Source organism: Mycobacterium kyorinense, from assembly GCF_002101735.1.
Lineage (GTDB): Bacteria > Actinomycetota > Actinomycetes > Mycobacteriales > Mycobacteriaceae > Mycobacterium > Mycobacterium kyorinense.
Map to the genome: position 1 here is coordinate 1 of NZ_LQPE01000142.1, position 24,817 is coordinate 24,817.

The window sequence follows — 24,817 nt, forward strand, 5'->3', positions numbered from 1 at the left end:
CTACTGGACTGCGGCACCAGCGGCGGCGTGTGGGGCCGGGAACGCGGTTATTGTCTGATGATCGGCGGCGACGACGAGGCCTTCGCCCGCGCCGAGCCCATCTTCGCCACGGTCGCGCCCGGCGTGGACGCGGCGCCACGCACGGCGGGCCGTACCGGTGAGATATCTCAAGCCGAGAAGGGCTACCTGCACTGCGGGGCGTCGGGGGCGGGGCACTTCGTCAAGATGGTGCACAACGGGATCGAGTACGGGATGATGGCCTCGCTCGCCGAGGGGCTGAACATCCTGCACAACGCCGACATCGGCAAGCGGGTTGAGCAGGGCGACGCCGAGACCGCGCCGTTGACGCATCCGGAGTTCTATCAGTACGACATCGACATCCCCGAGGTCGCCGAAGTCTGGCGGCGGGGCAGCGTGATCGGCTCCTGGCTGTTGGATCTGACCGCAGGTGCGTTGCACGAATCCCCACAGCTGAAGGAATTCGCCGGGCGTGTCTCCGATTCCGGTGAGGGCCGCTGGACCGTCATCGCGGCCATCGACGAGGGCGTTCCCGCACCCGTGTTGACGACGGCGCTCTACGCCCGGTTCGCGTCACGCCACCTGTTCGAGTTCGGCGCCAAGGTGCTCTCGGCGATGCGCAAGCAGTTCGGCGGCCACGACGAAAAGTCCGGTTAGCAACTCAGCTAGAGCGGGCCTGTCCGCAAGCGCGCCACTCTCCCTGCGCGGGCCGTCAACATTTGATGACGGCCGCCAGGAAGGATGCGATCACCCTCGAAGCAAACTAGCGGCTGACAAACGAGACGACGACGTCGCTGAAGGCGTCGTTGTCGTCGCCGGCTGCGGTGTGGCCGGCTTCGGACAGTTCGACGAACTCGGCGCCCGGCACAGTGGCCAGGAAGTGCTGCACCCCTTCGGGACTCACCACGTCGGAAAGCTTCCCGCGGATCAACAGCACCGGAATCGTCAGGCCCGCGGCGGCGTCCTCGAATTTCTCGGTGCGCAACTGGGGGTCGTCGCCGGGCTTGGTCATAAACGCCGGATCCCAGTGCCAGTACCAGCGGCCGTCGCGCAGCCGAAGGTTCTTCTTCAGCCCCTCAGGGCTGCGCGGCTTGGTCCGATGCGGCAGATAGGCGGCGACGGCGTCGGCGGCCTGCTCGAGCGTGTCGAACCCGTCCAGACCGCTGAACATGAAGTCGCGGATCCGCGCGCTGCCCTGCTTCTCGAATCGCGGCACCACATCCACCAGAACCAGTCGGGTGACCCGTTGCGGGCCGGCGCGGTCCGCGACCAGGATGCCGGTCAACCCGCCCATGCTCGCCCCGATCAGCACCACCGGCCGGCCGATCGCGCCGAGCACATGCATGACGTCGTCGGTCAGTGTGTCGACGTCGTAGTCCGCGTCGGGCGCCCGATCGCTGTCACCGTGGCCCCGGCTGTCGAGGGCCACGACGTGGAATCCCAGGTCGGCCAGCACCTGGCCGGTGTTTTTCCAGGAGAACCGGTTCTGGCCGCCGCCGTGCAGCATCAGCACGCTCGGCCGACCGTCTGCCGCGCCCCGGTTCCACTCGTCTGCAACCAGGGTGATCCCGTCGACGCCGGAGTACTCGACGGTCTGCGGTGTGCTGTTCATCGTCCTGACGTTACCTAGGCGGCCCCTGCCCGATGAGTTTTGCCCGCTGCTCGGGTCGATCCCTATCGAAACGACGACTAGGAGGTGCCATGCCAGCGATCACGCCGTCGCTGTGGTTCGACGACAATCTGGAGGAAGCCGCGCAGTTCTATACCTCGGTGTTCGCCAACTCGCATATCGAGGACTTCAAGCGGTATACCGAGGCCGGCCCGGGCGTGCCGGGTTCGGTGGCGTGGGGCAGCTTCGTGCTCGACGGCACCCGCTTCATCGGCCTCAACGGTGGCCCGCATTTCCGGTTCACCGAGGCGGTGTCCTTCACCGTCGACTGCACCGACCAGGACGAGGTCGACTACTACTGGGACCGGTTGACCGACGGCGGCGAGGAGTCGCAGTGCGGCTGGTGCAAAGACCGCTACGGGCTGAGTTGGCAGATTGTGCCGCAGCGACTCGTCGAGTTGGTGAGTGATCCTGATCCCGCTCGCGCCGCCGCGGCCACCAGGGCGATGCACGGCATGCGCAAGATCGTCATCGCCGATCTGGAAAAGGCTGTGGCGCAGCTTTAGCCGGTCAGTTCCAAAATTTCGCCCGCCCGCGCGGGCCATCGCCACGTAGTTTGGAAAGCATGGCTGACGATGTTGCGACCCCTGGCGAAGAGCCCGTCGAGGAACCGCAACCCGCACCGGCGGTCCCCACCAAGCCCGTTCTCCGGACGTCGCTGCTGGCCGGGCTGATCGCGCTGGTGGCGCTGGCGGGTCTGGTCGGCTGGCTCGGTTTCCGCGGCTACCAGGCGCACCAGGCCGACGCGCGGCGCAATCTGTTCGTCCACGCGGCGCGCGAGTCGGCGGTGAACCTGACCACGATCGACTACCAGCACATCGACGCCGACGTGCAACGCATCCTCGATTCGTCTACCGGCGGCTTCCACGACAACTTCTCCGCGCGATGGCGGCCGTTCGTCGATCTCGTCAAACGCGGCCACTCCAGACTGGAGGGCACCGTCGATGAAGCCGGACTCGAATCGCAGGCCGGCGACGTGGGGCAGGTTCTGGTAGCTGTCACGGTGAAGTCGGCGAATCCCGCAGGACCACAGCAAGAGCCGCAGGTGTGGAGGATGCGGATCACGGTGCAGAAGATCGGCGACGAGGGCAAGATCTCCAACGTCGCGTTCGTATCATGACGCAACCGACCACCGCGCGTCGTGCCATCTGGCTGCACGTCCTGGTCTACGGTGTGGTTCCCGGTCTGGCCTTGCTGCTGGCAATGGCGGCGGGCTACCTGAAATGGCAGGACTCCTCGGTACGGAACTCCGACGTTGCCCGCATCCAATCGGTCCAGGCCGCAAAGGATTCCGCCGTTCTCCTGCTGTCGTTTCGTCCCGACACCGTCGACAAGGACGTCGAAGCCGCGCAGGGTCGCTTGACCGGCCACTTCCTCGACACCTATTTGCAGGTGACGCGCGAGGTGCTGATTCCCAACGCCAAGGAACGGCACGTGTCCGCGACCGCCCGGGTGCCCGCGGCGGCGTCGGTGTCGGCATCCGAAAGCCACGCGGTGGTGCTGGTGTTCGCGGACCAGACGGTCAAGGTCGGGAATTCGCCGCCCGCCGACGCCGCATCGAGCGTCCGTGTCACCCTGGACAAAGTTGGCGCGCGCTGGATGATCTCCGGATGGGATCCGATCGAACCGCCGGCATGAAAAGGATCAGGTGATGACTGGACCGCGCTGGATCGACGTGCACGCCCCCGCGGTGGAACTGAAAGCACTGACCTGGGGGCCGCCCGACGGCCCAATCGCGCTGTGCCTGCACGGTTTCCCCGACACCGCATACAGCTGGCGCAAGGTCGCTCCCCGGCTGGCCGAGTCGGGCTGGCGGGTGATTGCGCCGTTCATGCGGGGCTACGTGCCGTCGTCGATTCCGTCCGACGGCAGTTATCACATGGGGGCGTTGATGGACGACGCGCTGCGCGTGCGGTCCGCGGCCGGTGGCACCGACCGCGACGTGCTCGTCGGCCACGACTGGGGAGCGATCGCGGCGACCGGCTTGGCTGCGATGCCGGACAGTCCGTTCGCCAAGGCGGTGATCATGTCGGTGCCGCCGGCCGCCGCGTTCCGCCCGCTGGGTCGCGTGGCCGACCGCGCCCGGCTGCTCCGCGAACTTCCCCGCCAGATGCTGCGCAGCTGGTACATCATGTACTTTCAATTGCCTTGGCTGCCAGAGCGTTCCGCCTCGTGGGTGTTGCCGCGGCTGTGGCGGAGCTGGTCGCCGGGCTACGACGCCGAGGAGGATCTGCGGCACGTCGACGCCGCGATCGGCACCCCGGAGAGCTGGCGTGCTGCGCTGGGCCCGTACCGGGCCACGATTCGCATCACTCGGCCGCCCGCCCAGTACGCCGAGTTGCACCGGTACTGGACGGAACCGCCGAGGTTGCCGAGTCTGTACTTGCATGGCCGCGACGACGGCTGCGCCACACCGGCTTTCGCGCATTGGACGGAGAAAGTGTTGCCCGCGGGCAGCGACGTCGCCGTCGTCGAGCACGCCGGGCATTTCCTGCAGCTCGACCAGCCGGAGGAAGTCGCCGAGTTGCTGCTCAGGTTCATCGGCCCGGCCGACTAGAGCGGGTCTCATGCCGGCCCGGATGGCGGCGGTCGATGCTCAGTTCTATTGGATGTCGGCCAAGATCCCCAGCGACCAGTTTCTGCTCTACACGTTCGCCGGCGAGCCGGCCCACATGGAGCGCGCCATCGACGACGTTATGGGCAGGGCGCGAGCCTGCCCTGCGCTGACGATCCGGGTCAGCGACGGCTCGCCGCTGACCTATCCGCGGTGGGTGCCGATGCCTGTCGAGCACCCGCGTGTCCACCACCTTGACGACGACAGCTGGCTTGGTTGTCTGGATGCCGTCGTGCGCCTGGCCGACCACCAGCTCGACGTCCGCCAAAGTCCGTGGCGGCTCCACCTGTTCGCGTCTGTCCACGACATTCCGGGCAGCGCCGCGTCGGGTACCGTCGCGGTGCTGCAGGTCGCGCATGCCCTGGCCGACGGCGCCCGTGCGTCCGCGATGGCCGGCTGGCTGTTCGGCCGGGTGGAACCGGTGCCCGACGTCGGCGCGCCCTCGCGAGGCTTCCTGCCCTGGCGTTCCTTGCAGGCGGCCCGCGCCCACCGGCAGCTGGTCCGGGATATGGAAGCGGGACTACTTGGTGATACGGCCGGTTCACGGCCGGTACTGATCACCAACGCCCGCCCCGCCGGTGCGCGCGCTGTGCGCACGTTGGTGCGGCACAGGTCCGAATTGTCCGGTCCTACCGTCAGCGTCGCAGTGCTGGCCGCGGTAGCGGACGCACTGTTTGGCTACTTGGGCGGTACGGCCACGTCGTTGGGAGCCGAGGTGCCGATGGCCAAACCCGGTGTGCGACAAGGCCACAACCACTTTCGCAACGTCACCGTCGGGCTGTACCCGGACCTTCCGCCGGAAGCCAGAACGGAGCGGATACTCGCTGAATTGGCCAATACCCGCCGCCGTGCTGAGCACCCGGCTGCCCGTGCCGCCGACCGGGCGTTCGCCGCGGTGCCCGCTGCGCTGTTGCGCTGGGGTGTAGCCCAATTCGACATCGATGCCCGGCCCACGCTGGTATCCGGCAACACCGTGGTGTCCAGCGTCCACCGCGGTCCCGCCGACTTGCGCTTCGGCGATGCGCCCGTGCTGCTGACCGCCGGATTCCCCGCGCTGTCGCCGGCGATGGGCCTCACCCATGGCGTGCACGGTATCGGCGATACGGTTGCGATCAGCGTTCACGCGGCCGAATCGGCGATCGGCGACATCGACTCCTACGTCCAGGCGCTGGACGCAGCGCTGTAACTCACTGATCCTCAACGGATTTCCGGGTCCGGCCGGCAGCCAGAATCAGCTCCTCGTGCAATTCGAACCACACCGTGTGGTAGGAGTCGATCAGCGGCCGGGACAACCACAAAGTTTCGCCTGCGTGGATCTTGTCGACGGCCGCCTGCAGTTTGGCCGAATAGCGCCTCAGCCGGGGCAGCTGCGCGGCGGCCGCCGCAATGATCGGCACCACCCGCCGGTGCACCTCGTCGAGACGGGTCAGCACCCCCTCGTCATACGAGGGGTCCTCGTGGGTGTTGGGCTGCCCGTCTTTGACCTGCCAATCGGTCACCAGCGCTTTGAATTCCGCGTTCACCGCACGAAAGTCGTCGTACACGGCGGCCAGTGCAGCCGCATCGACAGAGGCGCGCTCTTCGGCTAGCAACTTGCCGAGGCGGGCGCGTCCCTCAGGGCTGATTCGTACGGTCTTCCCGTCGACCAGCAGCCCAGCCCGCGTCAACCGCTCGACGGTATCGGCGACGTCGGCCAGATCGTCACCCAACGTGGCGGCCAGGTCAGCCGGGCTGATCCGGCCTTTGAACCGAACCGCCTGCAGCACAGTCAATTCGCTCACTTGTGCTGCTCTTCGACGCGCCGTGCGATTTCGGCCAACTCGCGAAGCTCCGGCGAGTCCTGCTCTGTCCAGGCGGTGAGTTCCAATACGCCGTCGCGTACTTCGCCCTCGTTGCCGTCGACGGTGACCAGCCTGCCCGCCAGTGATTCAGTGACCCCGCTGCCGCAGCCCACCACCGCGACGCGTCCCAGTTCGCGGCTGACCACGGCCGCGTGGCTGGTGGCGCCGCCGGTCTCGGTGACGACGCCGCGGGCGACCAGCATGCCGTGGATGTCGTCGGGACTGGTGTGGTTGCGCACCAGGATGACGTCCTCGCCACGGTCGGCGGCATCCACCGCGGCGTCGACATCTGTGTAGGCCCGCCCGGTGGCCACGCCCTGGCTGGCGGCCAGCCCTTTTGCCAAAAGTGGTGCTGCCAAGCGGGTTTCCGGTTGCAGCGACGGTCGCAACAGCGCCTCGACGTGAGCAGGGGTCACCCGGCGCAGGACCTCGGCGTCGTCGATCAGCCCGTCGCGGCACAGGTGCAGCGCCAGTCGCACCGCCGCCTGCGCGGACCGTTTGGCCGCCCGGGTCTGCAGCAGCCACAGCGTGCCGTCCTCGACGGTGAACTCGATCTCTTGCACGTCTGCGTTGATCCGTTCCAGCGTGCGGGCCGCCGACGTCAACTCGTCGTAGACGTGCGGCTGCTGATCGCGCAGCGCGGTGATCGGTGTGACGGCGACGGTGCCCGACACCACGTCGTCACCCTGACCGCCCGCCAGCCACTCGCCGAACTCCTCGTCGGCGCCGGTCATCGGGTTACGGGAAAACACCACGCCCGCACCGGAATTGGCGTTCATGTTGCCGAACACCATGGCCTGCACAACTGCGGCCGTGCCACCACTGTTGTCGAGGCCGTGGTGGGCGCGGTAGGCAACGGCGCGCGGTGAGTTCCAGGACCTGAACACCGCCTCGATCGCCGCGCGCAACTGCAGGTAGGGGTCCTCGGGCAGCTGATCCGCCACGATGCGCCGATACCCGTCAGTGAACCGGCGCCGCGTATCGCGGCCAAACGCCCCCAGCGCCTGTTCCACGCTGTCACTGATGCCGAGATCCAGCACCGTGTCCATCATGCCCGGCATCGACACGGCCGCACCCGAGCGCACGCTGACCAGTAGCGGACGCGGCCCTTGCCCGAACGTCCGCGACGTCGCCGTTTCCAGCCGGCGTATGCCGTCGAGCACGCCGTCCCAGATCGCGTTCATCGTCGCCTCAGGTTCCGCCAGATAGCGGGCACCCACCTCGGTGGTGACGCAGAACGCGGGCGGTACCGGCAGGCCGTGGTGGCGCATCGTGTCGATGCCGTATCCCTTGTGGCCCAGGATCTCCGGCGGACACCCGGCATCACCGTCGAGGAACACCACGGTGGCAGCAGCCATGGTCAGGACTGGCCGCGCAGCAGCCCGAAGCCGAAGTTGGTGCCGAATCCGCGACGCAACGCCAGGTGAATCCACAGCAGCGCGTATGGCTCGAGCAGCCGCGCCAGCCTCAGCTCGCCGGCGTCGACGGCCTCGAAGCCCAACTCGGTGACCAGGCCCGCGGTCACCGACTTGGCGTCGTCGTCGTCACCGCAGACGAACATCACCGGCGTGCCGGGCAGTTGCGGAGCATCCATCATCGGCGCGCCGATCTGGTTCATCGCCTTGCAGACCCGCGCACCGGACGCCCACACCGCCACCTGCTCGGCGCCGGACGTCGTGAGCCCGACTTCCAGCGCGGTGAAGTCGGGGGTCAGCGGGTTGGTGCAATCGATGACAACCTTGCCGGAAAGATCGCCGCAGCTCTGCACCGCCTGGTGAGTGCCCTGCCAAGGTGTGCACAGCACCACGACATCGCTTGCCGCTGCAGCGGATTCGTTGCTCTCGACGGTGCCGAGCGACGCGTACTTCGGGTCGTCGGGATTACGCACCCCGAACGTGATGTCGTGGCCGCGGTCGCGCCATGCGGATCCCAGAGTGCGCCCGACGTTGCCGGCGCCAATGATCGCGATCTTGATGTGAGGCTCCTTAGGTGGTTGTTGGCGGGTGGGAGGATACTTCTGCCTACCCGATGATCTAGGTTTGCGTCTATGACTGCCTATGATGTCGGTTTACTGATCTTGCGGGTGGCGCTGGGCTTGACGCTCGCCGCCCACGGCTACAACAAGTTCTTCGGCGGCGGCCGTATCCCCGGGACTGCACGCTGGTTCTCCAGCATCGGCATGAAGGCCGGCACGTTCCAGGCCGTGGTCGCGGCAACCACCGAGGTGAGCGCCGGTCTGGGCCTGGCCGCCGGCCTGCTCACGCCGATCCCGGCCGCCGGCTTCGTCGCGCTGATGTTCGTCGCCGCGTGGACCGTACACCGGCCGCACGGGTTCTTCATCATCAACGAGGGCTGGGAGTACGTGATGGTGCTGGCCGTCGGCGCGGTCGCGGTGGCCACCGTGGGGCCTGGTGAGTACAGCCTCGATTGGCTGTTCTTCGGGCGCTCGTTCTACGGCTGGCACGGTTTGCTGGTCTCGGTGGTGCTGGGCCTTGTCGGTGGGATTGGCCAGCTGCTGATCTTCTACCGCCCGCCGGTCAAGCAGGAGCAGCAGTAGCGGCTGTCTACGCTCTGCGGACCAGCAGAGACAGCAGCTTGCGGCCGAACGGCAACGAGTCGTTTTCGCAGGAGATGGTGACATGTTCGCCGGCCCGCCGGCGCAGTTCATGCTGGAACTTTTCGTACAGCGTCGAGGCGGCAGCCGGACATCCGTCGCAGGAACCGGACATCCGGACCGTGACATGGTTGCCGGCCACCGAGACCAATTCGATTGAGCCGCCGTGTGATTCGGCCAACGCGCCGATCGGTCCGGCCAGTAGTTCCGCCGCGACCTCGGCCAACTCGGCGCGGTCATCCGACGACTCGACCTGCCAGCCTGTCGGGTCCAGAAGTGCCTCGCCGAGCGCGTCGCGCATCTGATCACCGAAGTCCCGCCAGCAGTGTCCGGCACTCAGCGTGATCAGCACGTCGGCGCCGCGCACCACCAGCTCGTCGATGACTCCGCCATTGAGCAGGGCGCCGAGCGGACCCGGAGCGTGACGAACCGTGCCCCCAGGGGGCAGGTTGCCGGGTGACACCACCCAACGCAGTTGACGGGGGTCAGCAGTGGCGGTGGCGTGCATCGGAATCATGCGCCGAGCCCTATCGCAACGGACCGGGCGGCAAACGCCATCGCCCACGCCAGCACGAACATGTAGCTGAACGCCAGCGCCGGCCACCGCCACGAGTTGGTCTCGCGTCGCATCACCGCGATCGTGGACATGCACTGCAACGCGAACATGAAATAGGCCAGCAGCGCGATCACCGTCGGCGCGGTGAACACCTTGTGGCCGTGATCGTCGGTCATGGCGACCAGCGCTTCGGCCGGTTTCTCGGGCTGTGTCGCGGCCGAAATCTCGCCCAGCGTGGACACGAACACCTCGCGCGCCGACAGCGAACCCACCAACGCCACGTCGATGCGCCAGTCGAAACCGAGCGGCCGGAATATCGGCTCGATCGCCTTGCCGACGTCGGCGGCGTAGCTGTGGTCCATCACGTACGCTCCTGCGGCGCTCGGGGACATGTTCGCGGTCTCCGCGCCGCGTGTCGGCAAGTTGAGCAACGCCCACAGCACCAGCGAAACGGCCAGGATGATGGTGCCGGCCTTGCGCAGGAACATCTTGGTGGCACTCCAGATCGCGACCAGAACCACCTTGGGAGAAGGGAACCGGTACGGCGGAAGTTCCATGGTGAACGGCACCAGGTCGCTGCGCAGGATCGTCGATTTGAACAACCCTGCGGCGATCAGCGCCGAGGTGCCGCCGCCAAGGTACAGCAAGAACATCGTGATGCCCTGCGCGCTCAGGCCCCACCAATGCGTTTGCGGCGCAACCAGAAGACCGACCAACAAGGTGTACACCGGCAGCCGGGCCGAACAGGTCATCAGCGGCGCGGTCAGGATGGTGGCGATCCGGTCGCGCGACGACGGCAACGTCCGGGTCGCCATGATCCCCGGGATCGCGCAGGCGAACGACGACAGCATCGCGACGAAGGCGCGGCCCTCGAGCCCGGTGGTGGCCATCACGCGGTCCATCAAGAACGCGGCCCGGGACATGTAGCCGATGTTCTCCAGCAGCGCGATCAGCAAGAACAGCAACACAATCTGCGGGATGAACTGCAGGACGGTTCCGACCCCGCCGATGAGACCGCGACCGAGCAGACCGCTGACGGCCGAGTTGCCGATGTGGTTGCTGACCTCGCTGCCCAGCCAGGTCAGCCCTTGAGCGATCCAATCCCGAAGCGGCGCAGCGACGGTGAACACGACCTGAAAGAAGGCGAACATCACCGCGAAGAAGATCACGGTGCCCCACAGCGGATGCAGCACCAACCGGTCGATCCTACTTGTCCGCCGATCCGGTTGCGGCACAACGTAATCGGCAGCGCTGAGCACCGACTTGCCCCAGGCCGCGATTCCGTCGCGGTCTGCCGGCGGGAAAATCGGCGGGCGTTCCCACACCTCGATCGATCCCAGCCGGGCCCGCAGCTGGTCGAGCCCGCGACCCTGATGTCCGACGACCATTGCCACCGGGATGCCCAGCGCGAGCGACAACGCCTCGGCGTCGATACGGCCGCCGCGCGCGCTGAGTTCGTCGCTCATGGTCAGGGCCAACAGGCAGGGCAGACCCAGGCGCAGCACTTGAGCCACCAGGGGTATCGAGCGATGCAGCGTGGTCGCGTCGGCGACCAGCACGATCGCGTCGGGCCTGTCGCCGTCGCTGAGCTCACCGGTGAGCAGATCGACCACGACCTGCTCATCGGGGCTGATCGGTTCCAGGCTGTAAGTACCGGGCAGGTCTTCGATGACGACCGCCACGCCTTCGACCGTCGTGCTGCCGACGCTGCGGCCGACGGTGACACCCGGATAGTTACCGGTTTTGGCGTGCAACCCGGTCAGATGGTTGAAGACACTGGTCTTGCCGGCATTGGGGCTGCCCACCAGGGCGATGCGCCGCTGACCGGCTACTGCAACGGCACTGCCTCCGTCGGTGTGGCACGACGTCATCGGTCTGCTTCCGCGAGGACTTGGATCAGGCGCGCCTCTCGGCGGCGAATACAGAGCTCGGTGTCCTGCACCCGGTAGATCGTCGGATCACCCAGCGGCGCGCGACGGACCACATCCACCTGGGTGGTCGGCCGAAAACCCAGCTGCCATAACCGGCCGGCCACCGCCGAGTTTGCCTGCGGCATCATCCCCACGATGGTTGCCCGCTGACCAGGGGCCAGCTGGGCCAGGACCATCAATTGACCTTGCATGACGTGCCTTTACCTTGGGTGCTGTTAACTGCCGAAGCTACACCGGCGACGGCTACCAGTGGGGTGCCAGATGACGACAATCAGCTCGCCAGTCACACCTGTCACATAACTGGTTATGTGTCCCGCGGGCTGCGGCGCATGCGCTGCTCGAGCAGCTCGACGAGCGCGGCTTTCTTGACCTTTCCGGTATCGGTAAAGGGAAGTTCGGCTTTGGGCGCCACCCAGATGTGCTTTGGCACCTTATAGGCCGAGAGACCGAGGCGTAGCTGGGCACGCAGCGCGTCAGCGTCGATGTTGCAGCCGGCCTTGGGCACAACGGCCGCCGCGACCACAGTGCCGTTGTCGCCGTCCGAGGCACCCACCACGTATGCCTCGAGAATGCCTTCACAGGCGGTCAGTGCCGACTCCACCTCGGCCGGTGTCACGTTCGTGCCGCCGGCCGTCTTGATCATGTCGCCAAGGCGGCCGGTGAACGTCACCCAGCCGTCGGCGTCCTGCGAACCGCAGTCCCCAGTGCGGTAGAAGCCGTCCGGTGTGAAGACATCTTCACGCTCGCGCTTGTACAGCCGTTGCATCAACGAATAGCCCCGCACCCAAATCTCGCCGACGGTCCCCGGCGGGACCTGTTCGCCGGTGTCGGGATCGACGATGCGATGGGTCAGTCCGTCGATCGACGGGCCAACGGTGTTCCGGCGCGCGGGCGGCTGTTCGATATACGGGTCAGCACCGAGGTGGTTTCCGCAAAGTTCGGTCATCCCAAGCGAGTCCGCTCCGACGGGGCGTCGCTCTGGAGGAACCATTGCAGGCATGCTTGTCCGTCGAATTGACGTAAGGTCTCGAGACCGGTAGTCGGGGTGTTCGGCCAGGCTCTTTCCTTGCTGTGGCCAACCCAAAGCAATCGTGGCGCGATGCTGCTCGATGAGCCGTAGTGCCTCAGCGGCGTCGAATGCGGGCTGGCTTACAAGGGTGGCGCCGTGGTGAATTACCGCGTGTAGCGCTGTGATCAGACCACCGACCCAGAAAAACGGCATGGAACTAAACAGCACGTCGTCGGTGGTGACCACGTAGACGTGAGTGAGGTTGTAGGTGTGGCGGATCAGCGTGCCCTGGGTATGCACCGGTGCTTTGGGTTCGCCGGTACTGCCCGACGTGTAGATGATGGTGACGTTGTCAGCAGGGGTGACACAGGATTCGACGGCGGCGAGGTATCCGGTGTCGATTTGCGGGTTGTCGGCGGCTGCGGCGGTCGAATCGTCGACGACTGGAGTTGCCCACGCGCGATCACTGGATCCCCAGACCGCGATCGTGCGCAGATAGGGTGCCGCCTTGACGACGATCTGTCCGGGTGAGCATTGTTGGGCGAGCCCGGGAAGCCCCTCTTCCAGCCGGCCGAGGAAGTCGTGGCTGCGGAAGGCCGGCCACGCCAAGATGGCCTGTAGGTCGGCGTGCCGAATGGTCCATGACAACTCGTTGGCTTTGTAGAACGTGTTGAGCGGCACCGCAACTGCCCCGATGCGAGTCGTGGCGAACCAGGCGATCGCCCAGTCGACGCTGTTGGGCATCAGGATTCCCACGTGGTCACCTTTGCCGATCCCCTCGGCCAATAGCGCTCGAGCCAATCGGGCCGACCGACGCTCCAACTCGGCGTAAGTGAGCCTCTGACCGTCGACAATGAGATAGGTCCTATCGGCGAACCGTGCTGCAGCCCAACGCAGGAGGGTTGGGACGGTGGGTGTGATCGCCGGGAATGGCATGTGATCAGCGATCTTCGTGTTGTAACAGTAGCCGCACCACAACAGGATAATGCCTGTGTCGATACTAGAGAATAAACGTTCTCGGTCTGGGGTGGGCTGGCGGCGACGACGACGGCGATGACGTACCGACAGCCGCCAGCCTAAGCGGCCGAACCGGTTTACAAACCGCGCCAAAACTGCAATTCTCGAATATGCAAATCAGCATTATCGCCGCTGGCCGCATGCTTCAGGGCGATGACGCAGACATTGATGGAGGCCTCAAATCAGCAGTGACGGAGTTCTGAGCGGTGTCCGCGTGCTCGAGGTCGCGGCATGGACATTCGTGCCGTCGGCCGGCGCGATCCTCGCCGAATGGGGCGCAGAGGTCATCAAAGTCGAACCGATTGACGGTGGGGACCCGCAACGTGGCCTGGTGACCATGGGCATCGTGGACGAGGGTGGCGGCTCGGTCAACTACATGATCGAGATCCCCAACCGCGGAAAGAAGTCGATAGGCATCGACTTGCGCAGCGAAGGCGGCCGAGAGGTCATCCGCGAATTGTCAAAGAGCTGCGACGTCTTCCTCACCAACTACCTCCCGAGCCGACGCAAACGTCTCGGCATCGACGTCGACGACATCTGGGCGGTGAACCCGAATATCGTCTACGTGCGCGGCTCGGGGCACGGTCCAAAAGGGCCCGATGCGGACAAACCGGGCTATGACGGCGTCTCTTACTGGTCGCGCGGCGGGATCGCCGCGGTGCTGACCGAGGACGGCGACGAGTTGGTGCGGTCGCGGCCGGCGTTCGGGGACCTGCTCGGCGGAATGGCCATTGCCGGCGGCATCGCGGCGGCGCTCTATAAACGGGCCACCACTGGGCACGGCTCGCTGGTGGATGTGTCGTTACTCGGACTGGCCGCGTGGAACCTCGGTCCCGACCTCTCTGTGAGCCAAATCCACGGAGGCGGAGCCATCCCCAAGTATGGCCATGCCGACGCGCCCAACCCCCTGGTCGGCAACTACCGCACGAAGGATGATCGTTACGTCACCCTGATGATGCTGCAGCTCGACAAGTTCTTTGCCGAGACGATGAACGCGATCGGTCTCGCCGAAGTCGTCGACGACCCGCGATTCGCCGATCCAGCATCCCGATTCGAGAATCGCACAGCACTGATCGCCTTGATGGACAAGGCTTTCGCGCAACGCACACTGGCCGAGTGGCGCGAGGTCCTGGCAAGCGTATCGGGCGCATGGGGTGTGGTGCAGACACCGGCTGAGGTCTGTGATGACCCGGCGGTCACCGCGAACGGCTACCTCGCTCATACGACGACGATGAGCGGTGTCCCGTATGCGATGCCCACGAACCCGGTCCAGTTCGACGAACGACCGGTCGTGTCACCCGGCGCCCCCGAACACGGTCAACACACTGAAGAAGTGTTGATGGAAGCCGGAATGGACTGGGACACAATCATGCACTACAAGGAAAGTGGAGCCGTACTATGACTGCGACGCGCCGCGCCGAGTCGGACAGCACGGTGGAATTCGACCCTTTCTCCGAGGAGTTCTTCAACGGGGCGTTCGACACCTACCGGCGGATGCGCGACGAAATGCCGGTCTATTACAGCGACAAGTGGGATTTCTATGCCCTGTCCCGCTACCACGACGTCGCGGAAGCCTCCAGGGATCACGAGACCTACTCCTCAGCCAAGGGCGCGACTCTCGACATGGTCAAGGCTCCCGACCAGTCCATTCCGGTGCCAAAGGTGATCATCTCGATGGATCCCCCGGAGCACCAGAGGATGCGCAAACTGGTGAGCAACGTCTTCACTCCGCGTGCCATCGCCAACCTCGAAGACATGGTGCGGGAGAAAATCCACAGTGCTCTTGCGGGGGTGGACCCCTCGTCGTTTGACGCCGTGGCCGACTTCTCGGCTCTCTTCCCCGTCGAGATCATCACGACCATGCTCGGAGTGCCGCCGGAGGATAGGCAGCAAATCCGGCTTTGGCTCGACTTGCTGTTGGAGCGCAAGCCTGGACAGATCCACGTCACAGATGAGGGTTACCAAGCCTCAGTCGCCACCGGGATGTACTACTACGACCTCGTTCAACAGCGACGAGCCAAGCCCGCCGCCGACATGATAAGTCGGCTGATCGCAACCGAAATCGAACGTGACGGCCAGGTCGAGAAACTCAGCGATGTCGACATCACCGGCTTCGCAACCATGCTCGGCGGTGCTGGCGCGGAAACCGTCACGAAGTTGATCGGCAACGCGATGGTCGCCTTCGCCGACTTCCCCTCCGAGTGGGAGAAGCTGCGCGCGGATCGCAGCAAGATCCCGGCTGCAGTCGAGGAACTACTCAGGTATGAGGCCCCGTCGCAATACCAGGTGCGCGTCACAACCCGCGACGTGGTCTTGCATGACACGACAATTCCCGAGGGCAGCGCCGTTCTCTTGGTGACCGGTTCGGCAACCCGCGACGAGCGCATGTTCCCCGACCCCGACCGGCTTGACATCGACCGCGAACGCAAAATGGGATTCAACCTCGCATTCGGCTACGGCATCCACAGCTGCCTCGGCGCCGCGCTCGCGCGAATGGAAAGCCGAATCGCGTTCGACGCGCTGCTTGACCTCATCCCTGAGTATGAGGTCGACAGGGACGGTTTGCGTCGGGTTGAGATGTCAAACGTGTCAGGGTGGTCTAACGTACCCGTTCGTGCCAGACGCTGAGCGCATCTGACGGCTATACCATTGCGTCCGGCCGCCGTGCTTCGCTGGAGAACGACAAGATAGAGCACGCCCTCGCATCGGCAGCGTCGGCGCAGGCCTTCAGCGGCATTGCCGAATGTTGTCAGCAACCCATGTGACTTCGTCTGCGATCGCCCGCAGCGGTGAGAGTAAGTAATGCCGAATATGAGAGTATACGTTTACAAAGCGCAAAATCATGGTTCTGTGATCGTTGATGGAGGGAAGTCGTCGTGGATGATGCGTTGAGATATGCCGGGAAGTCCGTCGTCGTCACCGGGGCGGCGTCGGGTATGGGGCAGGCGGCGGCCCAGATCCTCACCGACCTCGGTGCCGCGGTCACCGCGCTCGATATCAAGCCAACGACCGTTGCCGCTGCTCGAACCGCCGAGATCGATCTGCGAGACCGGGAGAACATCGAGGAGATTGCGGCATCGATCGGCGGGCCTGTCGATGGCCTGTTCAGCTGCGCCGGCCTGCCGGGCCCGCCGTTTAGCGAGTGGGACACCATACTCGTGAACTTTGTGGGCGCGCGTCACCTTGCTGAGCTGCTGGTGCCCAAGATGTCGAAAGGTTCCGCGATCAGCGTCATCTCGTCGTCGGCGGCGATTGGATGGCAGAACCACATCCCCGACATCACCGAGTTGTTGGCAACGGAAGGCTTCGATGGTGCGGTCGACTGGCTGCGCGAGCACGAGACCAAATGGTCCTGGAGTGGATACGCGTACTCGAAATACATCATCGACGCCTGGGTGGGCTGGTGGTATCCCGAACTCGCCCAACGCGGAATCCGGATCAACTGCATCAACCCAGGGCCCACCGAAACCGCGATGATGCCGGCGTTTCAGGACCTGATGGGCAAGGAAGTGGTAGACCAGGCGATCGGACCGGTCGGGCGGTACTCGAGGCCCGAAGAGCAAGCCTGGCCGCTGGTGTGTCTGGGCAGTCCGCGACTGAGCTACGTCGGCGGAGAGGTGCTGTGGACCGATGGTGGGTGGAATGGCGCCATGACGATGGGCCGGCAACAGGCCCAGTGGAGCGAGAACCCCCAGGATATGGCGAAGAGCCGCGGAAGCTGACAGAGCAAGCAGACCCGCCGTCGACGTTGATCGCGGCCCTGAATGCCGTGCGGGCCAACGCTCTTGGACAGCCTCCTGAGAGTTCTTGACATTCCTCGACCGTGTAGCCGAGCCGTCATGTCGTGCGCAGGGATTAGTTATACCCTGCTTCCTTGCGGCACCTGCGGTCACAGCAGCTGTAACGGTGTCGTTCATCACGCGCTGGCGCAGCCAAACGCGGATCGGCTGGGCCGCCCGCGACCACGCTCTCCTCTTCGGTTCCGCGCAACGAAATCTTCCAGATTCTCGCATATGAGAATTATTATTCTCGTTACGGTGGGGCATCGGATCGTAGACGGAAGGGGAAGCGTGCGACGCGACATCCGCCTAGCGCGGGGCTGTCAGCTGGCTCCGCATCCGCTATGTGGCGGGTTGCCGCTCAAGGTTGCCTGGCGTTCCTATCTGGTGCGGGGGGCCGCTGTCGCGGTGAGCCGGCTGTGACGCTGTTTGCGTTGCTGCACGGGGGTATGCATGACGGCTCGTCGTGGGATCGCGTCACACCCGAACTGCGCGCCCGAGGCTACGACGTGGTGTCGCCGGACCTTCCGGTTGACGACGAGGACGCTGGCGCCGAGGACTGGGCGCGGATCGCCATCGACGCGATCGATGCTGCGGTCGGCGCGAATGAGCGCCAAGTCATAGTGGTGGGCCACTCCATCGCAGGCTTGTGCGTGCCCGTCGTCGCCGCTCGTCGTGCGATCCGCGAAATGGTTTTCGTCGCGGGCCTGATCCCCGTTATCGGACACTCGTTTGCCGAGCACCTGAGCCAAAATCCCGGCGCGGTGACGTTTCCGGCACCCAGCTCCACGGGTGAAGGGCCATTCGGATTGACCTTTGAGGCCGTGCGGGAAGGCTTCTATCACGATGTTGAAGAGTCGCTGGCTCGTGAGGCCTTTACGCGGCTGCGTGGTCAGGCATTCACGATCCTGACTGAGAGGTGTCCGATATCCAAGTGGCCCGATGCTTCGGCGCGCTTCATCGTCATGCGTGACGACAGGGCGGTGAACCCGGCATGGTCACGACAGATGGCGATGCGTTGTCCCCGCGGCATGGTGATCGAGATGGACGGCGGTCACTCGCCGTTCTTCGCTCGGCCTCGTCACCTCGGGGTTTTGCTCACCGCGATCGAGAGCGTCGAAGCGTAGCTCGGCGAGAACAACTATCGCCAGAAAAGAGAACGCTGACTCCGTAGTGCTTCCCGGTTGCCGGTCTCTGTCGTAGTCTTGAGCAGATTGTAGAATGTCTGCGATCTTCCCCGTGCAGTGTGCGCCCCGGAGGAGGGCCATGGTTCATACGACGGCTCTCGGATGTCGGCAGTAACACGTGCTCACTGACAGCGAAAACGGGAAGCTGGCACGGCGGGTAAGCGACCTGTTGGCCAGCGATGCCCAGTTCGCCGCCGCACTGCCGGACAACGACGTCTCTGAAACAATCCTGCGGCCCGACATCAGCTGGGGCGCGCTCATGCGCGCCGTCGCCGAGGGTTACGCGGAACGCCCAGCGCTGGGCCAGCGCGCCTCCCGGATAGTGACCACCGCCGGCCGCCGTTGTCTGGACCTCCTGCCGCAATTCGACACCGTCACCTATAGCCGGCTGTGGCAGCGGGTCACCGCCATCGCCGCTGCGCTGGCCGACGGTATCGTGCAACCCGGTGACCGCGTGGCCACACTCGGCTTCTGCAGTGTCGACTACGCGACATTGGACATGGCCGTTCCGCTGCTGGGCGCGGTTTCGGTGCCGCTGCACGCCGGCGCACCCGTTGGCCAGTTGCAACCGATGGTCGACGAGACAGAACCATCGGTGATCGCATGTAGCGCTGAGTACCTGGAGGACGTCGTCGCCCTCGCGCTCGGCGGGCCGCCGCCGGCCCTGGTCGTGGTTTTCGACTACCAACCGGACGTCGATGCCCACCGCGAAGCGTTCGACGCGGCGCGCAGTCGGCTCGCCGAGACGGGCAGTTCTGTCGTCCTCGAGACGTTCGAACAGGTGCTTCAGCGAGGAAGTGAATTGCCGGCGCCGCCCGATCCCGGTATCGATGACGATCGACTCGCGGTGATCATCTACACGTCGGGAAGCAGCGGCAGCCCCAAGGGTGCGATGCAGCCGGAGAGCCTGGCCAAGTCGGTGTGGACTGTCACGGCGGCCGCGCTGGCCGAACGCGGTTTCGCTATTCCGGCGCTCACTTTGAACTACATGCCGATGAGCCATACCGCGGGCCGCGCGATGTTGTATTCCACCTTGGGCGCCGGCGGCACAGCGTATTTCGCGGCAAAGAGCGATCTGTCCACCATTCTCGACGACCTGGCGATGGTGCGTCCCAGCCAGCTGAATTTCGTGCCGCGCGTTTGGGAGTTGCTGTACCGCGAGTTCCTCAGCGCGCTCGCCCAGCGCGGCGACACCATCGGCGAGGATGAGGTCCTCGCCGACTTTCGCTCTCGTGTCCTCGGTGGGCGCTACATCTCGGCGCTGACCGGCTCGGCGCCCATCGCCGCGGATCTGGCGGCCTGGGTAGAGAAGCTGCTCGACTCCCATCTGATGAACGCGCTGGGCGCCACCGAGTCGGGATCGGTGGTCATCGACGGCAAGGTGCAACGCCCTCCGGTGACCGACTACAAGCTTGTCGACGTACCCGAACTAGGCTACTTCAGCACCGACAGACCCCATCCGCGCGGTGAGCTCCTGATCAAGTCACGCACCCTATTTCGCGGCTACTACAAGCGGCCGGCGTTGACCGCCGAGGTGTTCGACGAAGACGGCTTCTACCGGACAGGCGACGTGGTCGCCGAAATCGGACCCGACAACCTCCGCTACATCGACCGTCGCAACAACGTGCTCAAATTGTCGCAGGGTGAATTCGTCACGGTGTCGAAATTGGAGGCTGTCTACGCCAATTGCGAACTCGTGCACCAGATCTACATATACGGCAATGGCGAGCAATCCTACCTTCTGGCTGTTGTGGTACCCACCGACGAAGCGCTCCGCCGCCACCGCGCCAGCGAGCTCAAAGTGCTGATCCTGCGCTCACTGCAACAGGCCGCCCAGACCGCCGAACTCGAGTCCTACGAGATCCCGCGTGACATCATCGTCGAGCCCGTGCCATTCACTCTCGACAACGGCCTGCTGACCGGCACCCGGAAGCCGTCACGTCCCAACCTCAAGCAGCGCTACGGGGAACGCCTCGAGCAGTTGTACGCCGAAATTGCCGAGACTCAAAGCGGGCGGCTGCGTGAGCTGCGCGAACACAGTGCGAGGCGACCGGTCATCGACACCGTATGCGCCGTGGCAGCTACCCTGCTGGGGACCGCACCCGACAACCCCCCACCCAGCGCGCACTTCACAGATCTGGGCGGAGATTCGTTGTGGGCCTTGACGTTCGCCAACGCCCTTGAAGGCGCCTTCGGCCTCGAAGTTCCCGTCGGTGTGATCATCAGCCCGGCCAGCGACATGCAGTTTGTCGCCGATTACATCGATGCGCACCGCAAACCCGGGGCCGCCAGGCCCACGTTCGCGGCGGTGCACGGCGCGGGCGCCACCGAGGTGCATTCTCGTGATCTCACCCTTGACAAGTTCATCGACGCCGCCACGCTCGACAGCGTTCCCGTCATGGCGCCGCCGGCATCTGAGGTTCGCACGGTGCTGCTGACCGGCGCGACGGGCTACCTCGGTCGCTATCTGCTTCTGGAATGGCTGCACCGGATGCACCTCGTCAACGGCACCGTAATCTGTCTGGTCCGCGCCAAGGACGACGCGGCCGCACGAGCACGGCTCGACGCCGTGTTCGACAGCGGAGACCCCGACTTGCTGTCGCAGTACCGCAGGCTGGCCGCCGACCATTTCGAGGTCTTCGCCGGCGACAAGGGCGAGGTCGACCTCGGGGTGGGAAAGCCGCGTTGGCAACGACTGGCCACCACGGTCGATCTCATTGTCGACTCGGCGGCCTTGGTTAACCACATGCTGCCATACCAGCAGATGTTCGGCCCCAATGTCGTTGGTACCGCTGAGCTGATCCGCCTGGCGCTGACGACCCGACAGAAACCATTCGCCTACGTTTCTTCTATCGGTGTCGGCGCGACGGTCGCCTCCGGCGAGCTCAGCGAAGACGCCGATGTCCGTCGCGTCAGCGCTACCCGCGCGCTCGACGACACCTATGCCAGCGGGTATGCGAACAGCAAATGGGCCGGCGAGGTGCTGCTGCGGGAAGCTCACGACCTGTGTGATCTGACCGTGCGGGTGTTCCGCTGCGGCATGATCATGGCGGAGACCACCTATCGTGGTCAGCTCAACGTGCCCGACATGATCACGCGGCTGATCCTGAGCATCGCGGCGACCGGCCTGGCACCGGAGTCATTTTATCTCCGAGACCCCGACGGGCGGCGGGCACGGACGCACTTCGATGGTCTGCCAGTCGATTTCGTCGCCCAATCAATCTCGGCGCTGACTGCGGACGCCGTGGGAGAGGGCAAGGGGTTCCAGACCTTTCATGTCATCAACCCGCACGACGACGGCGTGGGCCTCGACGAGTACGTCGACTGGATGATGGAAGCCGGGTGCCGGATTGAACGGATCGGCGACTACGACGAGTGGTTCGCGCGGCTCGACACCACATTACGTAGCCTGCCCGAAAAACAGCGGCAAGCGTCGCTGCTGCCACTGCTGTCGACCTACCGGCATCCGCTCCCGCCGATTCGCGGCGCGTTCGCTTCCGCGCATCGGTTCCGTGCCGCCGTGATGGAAGCCGACATCGGTACCGGTGGTGACATCCCCCGCATCGGCAAGCCCGTCATCGAGAAGTATCTGGCCGACCTGGAACTGCTGGATCTACTCGACGCTGATCATCGCGACACCGAGAAGTGAAGGAGAGTTGAGTGCTAGAGCGCATCGATTTCGAGGTCACCCGCCACACGCCGTCCCTGGATCATTATCGACGCGAATGGGTGCCGGGCAAGGCCATGAATCTGGCTGGCATCTGGGTGGGGGCAATCGTCAGAGATGCGTCGGGACAGGACTATTGGGCGGTCCGGGGGACGGACGACTTTATCACCGGGATGACCCATGTGGTGTCTCCGATCTGCGGGTTCCGGAAGCTGCAGAAGGGGATGAACACCGACGCGCCGCATCTGTTCGATGAATACTCGACGTTGGACTGGTTTGAACCCCTGCAATACGGCAGTGACGGCGAACGGGTCCAGATGACCTATTGGAGCGGGCGAATCGAGCGTGATGCCAATGGTTTTCACTGGTACGACGCCAGTGGCCGGTGGGAGATCCACGCTAAGACCATCAGCGACATCGTCGTGACTCGTGTCCCCAAACAGGACGGCGTCGACAACGATGTGTACTACCGCCACGAGCTGATGTATGCCACCGGCAGGGTCAACGGTGTCGAGGTGTCGGGATATGCGCACCAGGACTTCGCGTACGGTCCTCCGGGAATGGCCTACACCGAATTGTCGATCGCCCGTCATCTGCAGGGTATGTGGGTGTCGTGGTTGCACGAGTTCGCCGATGGCGAGGTCGGCGGCGGTAGCTTCTGGCAGGGACGAGACGCGGTGACGTTCGGGCCGGGTTATCAGGTCAAAGACGGCGTCACAACCGTGCATAAGGACATCGTCGCCAAGCCGGAGTTCAACGACGCCGGACGGCTGGTCAACCTGGATGTCACCATCGGATCCGAGTCGTACACTTTCGCGTTCGACTCAAGCGGCAGTCCACTGCACGTGTTCGGGCCGCTGACGAGCAGCTCCTCCGGTAAGGAGCCGGTCCGAAGCTGGTGCTGGGTTGAATATGCCGGGGGCATGTTGACGCCTGAGATCCTGGACATGGCGATGGAGCCGTTCCGGCTCGCACGGGGACGCTGACCGATGACGCTGCCGGCTGATGATCACCGCATACGGACATCCAGACAACTGCTCTCAGATGTTTTGCGTCGCAAGCGAAGAAAGTGTCAACCGGGCTGACGGTGTCCCGCCGACCGCGGTGGGGCGCGGTGACCTCGGGTCTGCCGTCGAGTTTGTCGGGCTGGTGTACGACGGCACCGACGTCACGCACGTCGATTCGGTCGCGCACCTGTTCTGGAAGGGCCAGATCTACAACGACCGGTCGTCGGGGCTGGCGACATCGGAGCACGGCGCGTTGTTCGGCGCCGTCACCGCCATGAGCGACGGCATCGTGGGCCGCAGCGTCCTGCTTGATGTGCCCGCGCGCCGAAGGCGTCGACGCGTTAAGCGGCGGGCGGGCCGTCACACCCGATGATCTCGAGGCCACGGCGACGGCTCAGCGCGTCAGTGTGGGTCCCGGCGACATCGTCCTACTTCGGACCGGCCGGTGGGCTGCGCGCGGTGGCGAATCTGAGCCGACGCAGTCCTATGACGATCCGCACGACGACGCACGGTGGGGGCTTCGGGCCGGCTGGCAGCCCGCGTGCATGCCTTGGTTGCGCGAACGTGAAGTCGCCGTCATCGGTTGCGACGGACCATAAGAGCCGCTGTCCCCGGCCATACCCTTCCGTTGAAGCCAGGGTGCTCGCGGCGCTGCAGGGCAGGGGTCTCAGTCATGGGCAACTCCGAGTGGTGGACTGATGATCGTGCCCAAAGCATCATCCGCCGCGATTCTTGAAGGCTTTCATCAGCAGGTCCAGGCAGTCGCGCTGCATCGCCGCGTGAGCGGAGTTTGCGCGCTCACTGTCATGGTCGCGAATCGCAGTGATCACCGCCAGGGTGCCCTTGCGGCTGATCTCAATCGTGTTGGGCGCGACGCTGAAGATAGTGTCGATCGACGTGGCCCGGATGCGCCGAACCATGCGTGCTACCGCTGGCGCGCTGGCCGCGTCGAACAGCACGTCGAGGTAGTGCTCGCACAACGCCGAAATAGTCGCGGGGTCCCGGGTTGCCCTCAGCTCGGTGGCGACCTGGGCTAATTGGGCGTCGAATTCCGGTGTCAGGCGCGCGACGGCGCGGCGAGCGACCAGACCGAAGACCAGGTCCCAGACTTCGGCGTTGTCGCCGACCGATGTCTCGATCGGCAAAACGAAACCACCTCGGTGCATCTCCATCTTCACCCAGCCCTCCTGCTCAAGAATGACGAGGGCTTCCCGGACCGGCACCCGGCTCGTTCCGAGCTGTTCAGCGATGTCTTCCTGGGTAAGGCGTTGGCCTGGGCCCAGCTCGCCGGTAATGATCTGGCGGCGAAGGTGATCGGCGACGAGCTCACCACTGCTGCGACGTGATAGTTGGGAGCGGGCTCTTGCCGGGTGGCTCATCCGCCGACCTTTCCTTCGCTGTCGTCGGTCCGGCCGAGGCCGGGCAAGCAGATCGTAGACCCGGACAGTCGACTCATGCGTTCGGCGCGACGTGCAGACCAGGATTATAGCCATTCTGCAACCCTGCAAACTTGACCAGCCGCAAGGGTCAGCCTGGAACTCGGGGACAAATCAGCGGCGATCGTGCTCGACGACCCCGACCTGGGCGCGGTGGCGGAGGGTCTAGCGCGGGCCTCGCCCAAGGGTGGAAACAGTAATTTTCGAAAAATGATCTCAATACTCTCTTTTCAGAGAAGAGCGATTCGCATATGATGTGCGATCGCAGACATTCTACGATCTGCCGATCGCCCGTTCGAGCAGCTCGTTGAGCCGGGGGAGGTGGTTCAGCTTGTCGGGGCGACGTCGGAACGATTGCACGCGTGTTGTCTACGAGGAAGCGGGGAGCCGGGCCAAGACGATGACTCACATCGGCTCCCCGGGAAGCGGTAGCGGCTATCCGCAAGGACGTGGGCACCCCGCGGATGGTTGC

The 24,817-nt window shown here is 65.0% G+C and carries 24 protein-coding genes and 1 pseudogene; 15 read left to right on the plus strand and 10 right to left on the minus strand.

Annotated features, from left to right (window positions below):
* Positions 1–675, plus strand: a 675-nt coding sequence (gene gnd / locus AWC14_RS18090) for a phosphogluconate dehydrogenase (NAD(+)-dependent, decarboxylating) (protein ID WP_085241388.1), incomplete at its 5' end; no start/stop codon positions are given.
* Positions 676–781: 106 nt separating this feature from the next.
* Here the strand turns inward: gnd and AWC14_RS18095 are convergent.
* The gene (locus tag AWC14_RS18095) at positions 782–1,630 is read right to left on the minus strand and encodes an alpha/beta fold hydrolase (RefSeq protein ID WP_057003192.1); all 849 of its coding nucleotides are present in this window, start codon (positions 1,628–1,630) and stop codon (positions 782–784) included.
* Positions 1,631–1,719: 89 nt separating this feature from the next.
* Here AWC14_RS18095 and AWC14_RS18100 point away from each other — a divergent pair, with 89 nt between their 5' ends.
* Genes AWC14_RS18100 through AWC14_RS18120 form a run of 5 tightly spaced genes read left to right on the plus strand, consistent with a single transcriptional unit; the run spans position 1,720 to position 5,487 of the window.
* The gene (locus AWC14_RS18100) at positions 1,720–2,193 is read left to right on the plus strand and encodes a VOC family protein (protein WP_045380751.1); all 474 of its coding nucleotides are present in this window, start codon (positions 1,720–1,722) and stop codon (positions 2,191–2,193) included.
* Positions 2,194–2,252: 59 nt separating this feature from the next.
* Positions 2,253–2,807, plus strand: coding sequence for a hypothetical protein (locus tag AWC14_RS18105; RefSeq protein WP_052425617.1), 555 nt, complete (start codon positions 2,253–2,255; stop codon positions 2,805–2,807).
* The gene (locus AWC14_RS18110) at positions 2,804–3,325 is read left to right on the plus strand and encodes a hypothetical protein (protein WP_045380755.1); all 522 of its coding nucleotides are present in this window, start codon (positions 2,804–2,806) and stop codon (positions 3,323–3,325) included. The genes AWC14_RS18105 and AWC14_RS18110 overlap by 4 nt, the downstream gene beginning before the upstream one ends.
* 13 nt (positions 3,326–3,338) lie before the next feature.
* Positions 3,339–4,244, plus strand: coding sequence for an alpha/beta fold hydrolase (locus AWC14_RS18115; RefSeq protein ID WP_045380757.1), 906 nt, complete (start codon positions 3,339–3,341; stop codon positions 4,242–4,244).
* A 10-nt stretch (positions 4,245–4,254) separates the two neighbouring features.
* Complete coding sequence (locus AWC14_RS18120; RefSeq protein ID WP_428838980.1) at positions 4,255–5,487, plus strand: WS/DGAT domain-containing protein; 1,233 nt, start codon at positions 4,255–4,257, stop codon at positions 5,485–5,487.
* Position 5,488: 1 nt separating this feature from the next.
* Here AWC14_RS18120 and AWC14_RS18125 read toward each other — a convergent pair whose 3' ends face one another.
* The 3 genes from AWC14_RS18125 to AWC14_RS18135 are packed head-to-tail and all read right to left on the minus strand — an operon-like array spanning position 5,489 to position 8,117.
* On the minus strand, positions 5,489–6,082 hold the full coding sequence (locus AWC14_RS18125; protein WP_045380759.1) for a hypothetical protein: 594 nt from the start codon (positions 6,080–6,082) through the stop codon (positions 5,489–5,491).
* On the minus strand, positions 6,079–7,500 hold the full coding sequence (locus tag AWC14_RS18130; RefSeq protein WP_045380761.1) for a pyruvate, phosphate dikinase: 1,422 nt from the start codon (positions 7,498–7,500) through the stop codon (positions 6,079–6,081). The genes AWC14_RS18125 and AWC14_RS18130 overlap by 4 nt, the downstream gene beginning before the upstream one ends.
* Positions 7,501–7,502: 2 nt before the next feature.
* A complete protein-coding gene (locus AWC14_RS18135) occupies positions 7,503–8,117 on the minus strand; it encodes an NADPH-dependent F420 reductase (protein WP_045380763.1) in 615 nt (204 codons plus the stop codon).
* A 72-nt stretch (positions 8,118–8,189) separates the two neighbouring features.
* Between AWC14_RS18135 and AWC14_RS18140 the strand changes: the two genes are divergently transcribed.
* Positions 8,190–8,699, plus strand: a complete 510-nt coding sequence (locus AWC14_RS18140; RefSeq protein ID WP_045380765.1) for a DoxX family protein — start codon at positions 8,190–8,192, stop codon at positions 8,697–8,699.
* Between the two features lie 7 nt (positions 8,700–8,706).
* Here AWC14_RS18140 and AWC14_RS18145 read toward each other — a convergent pair whose 3' ends face one another.
* From AWC14_RS18145 to AWC14_RS18160, 4 genes are all read right to left on the minus strand, one after another.
* The gene (locus AWC14_RS18145; RefSeq protein WP_045380767.1) at positions 8,707–9,273 is read right to left on the minus strand and encodes a NifU family protein; all 567 of its coding nucleotides are present in this window, start codon (positions 9,271–9,273) and stop codon (positions 8,707–8,709) included.
* Positions 9,270–11,183 carry a ferrous iron transporter B gene (gene feoB / locus AWC14_RS18150; protein WP_045380769.1) on the minus strand — a complete coding sequence of 638 codons (1,914 nt, stop codon included), beginning with the start codon at positions 11,181–11,183 and terminating at the stop codon, positions 9,270–9,272. The genes AWC14_RS18145 and feoB overlap by 4 nt, the downstream gene beginning before the upstream one ends.
* Positions 11,180–11,434: a FeoA family protein gene (locus AWC14_RS18155; RefSeq protein ID WP_045380771.1), complete on the minus strand. Its 255-nt coding sequence runs from the start codon at positions 11,432–11,434 to the stop codon at positions 11,180–11,182. Before AWC14_RS18155 ends, feoB begins: the two co-directional genes overlap by 4 nt.
* Before the next feature lie 113 nt (positions 11,435–11,547).
* Positions 11,548–13,188, minus strand: coding sequence for a class I adenylate-forming enzyme family protein (locus AWC14_RS18160; protein ID WP_057003194.1), 1,641 nt, complete (start codon positions 13,186–13,188; stop codon positions 11,548–11,550).
* Between the two features lie 262 nt (positions 13,189–13,450).
* Here AWC14_RS18160 and AWC14_RS18165 point away from each other — a divergent pair, with 262 nt between their 5' ends.
* The 8 genes from AWC14_RS18165 (at position 13,451) to AWC14_RS30235 (ending at position 23,508) form a co-directional block, all read left to right on the plus strand.
* The gene (locus AWC14_RS18165; protein WP_045380774.1) at positions 13,451–14,671 is read left to right on the plus strand and encodes a CaiB/BaiF CoA transferase family protein; all 1,221 of its coding nucleotides are present in this window, start codon (positions 13,451–13,453) and stop codon (positions 14,669–14,671) included.
* Positions 14,668–15,897 carry a cytochrome P450 gene (locus AWC14_RS18170; RefSeq protein ID WP_045380777.1) on the plus strand — a complete coding sequence of 410 codons (1,230 nt, stop codon included), beginning with the start codon at positions 14,668–14,670 and terminating at the stop codon, positions 15,895–15,897. Before AWC14_RS18165 ends, AWC14_RS18170 begins: the two co-directional genes overlap by 4 nt.
* Before the next feature lie 248 nt (positions 15,898–16,145).
* The gene (locus tag AWC14_RS18175) at positions 16,146–16,991 is read left to right on the plus strand and encodes an SDR family oxidoreductase (RefSeq protein WP_045380780.1); all 846 of its coding nucleotides are present in this window, start codon (positions 16,146–16,148) and stop codon (positions 16,989–16,991) included.
* A gap of 476 nt (positions 16,992–17,467) precedes the next feature.
* Positions 17,468–18,175, plus strand: a complete 708-nt coding sequence (locus AWC14_RS18180; protein ID WP_045380782.1) for an alpha/beta fold hydrolase — start codon at positions 17,468–17,470, stop codon at positions 18,173–18,175.
* Positions 18,176–18,353: 178 nt separating this feature from the next.
* Positions 18,354–21,884 (plus strand): carboxylic acid reductase, encoded by a 3,531-nt coding sequence (gene car / locus AWC14_RS18185; protein ID WP_045380785.1) that lies wholly within the window; start codon positions 18,354–18,356, stop codon positions 21,882–21,884.
* 11 nt (positions 21,885–21,895) lie between these two features.
* Positions 21,896–22,888, plus strand: coding sequence for a hypothetical protein (locus AWC14_RS18190; protein ID WP_045380788.1), 993 nt, complete (start codon positions 21,896–21,898; stop codon positions 22,886–22,888).
* Positions 22,889–22,907: 19 nt separating this feature from the next.
* Entirely contained in the window at positions 22,908–23,282 is a 375-nt protein-coding gene (locus AWC14_RS18195; protein WP_057003190.1) for a hypothetical protein, read from the plus strand.
* The gene (locus AWC14_RS30235; RefSeq protein ID WP_081968193.1) at positions 23,221–23,508 is read left to right on the plus strand and encodes a cyclase family protein; all 288 of its coding nucleotides are present in this window, start codon (positions 23,221–23,223) and stop codon (positions 23,506–23,508) included. The genes AWC14_RS18195 and AWC14_RS30235 overlap by 62 nt, the downstream gene beginning before the upstream one ends.
* Positions 23,509–23,625: 117 nt before the next feature.
* Here AWC14_RS30235 and AWC14_RS29710 read toward each other — a convergent pair whose 3' ends face one another.
* Entirely contained in the window at positions 23,626–24,054 is a 429-nt protein-coding gene (locus AWC14_RS29710) for an FCD domain-containing protein (protein WP_249026337.1), read from the minus strand.
* A 60-nt stretch (positions 24,055–24,114) separates the two neighbouring features.
* Positions 24,115–24,402, minus strand: a pseudogene (locus AWC14_RS30240) (GntR family transcriptional regulator); the annotation flags it as partial.
* Positions 24,403–24,817: the final 415 nt, after the last annotated feature.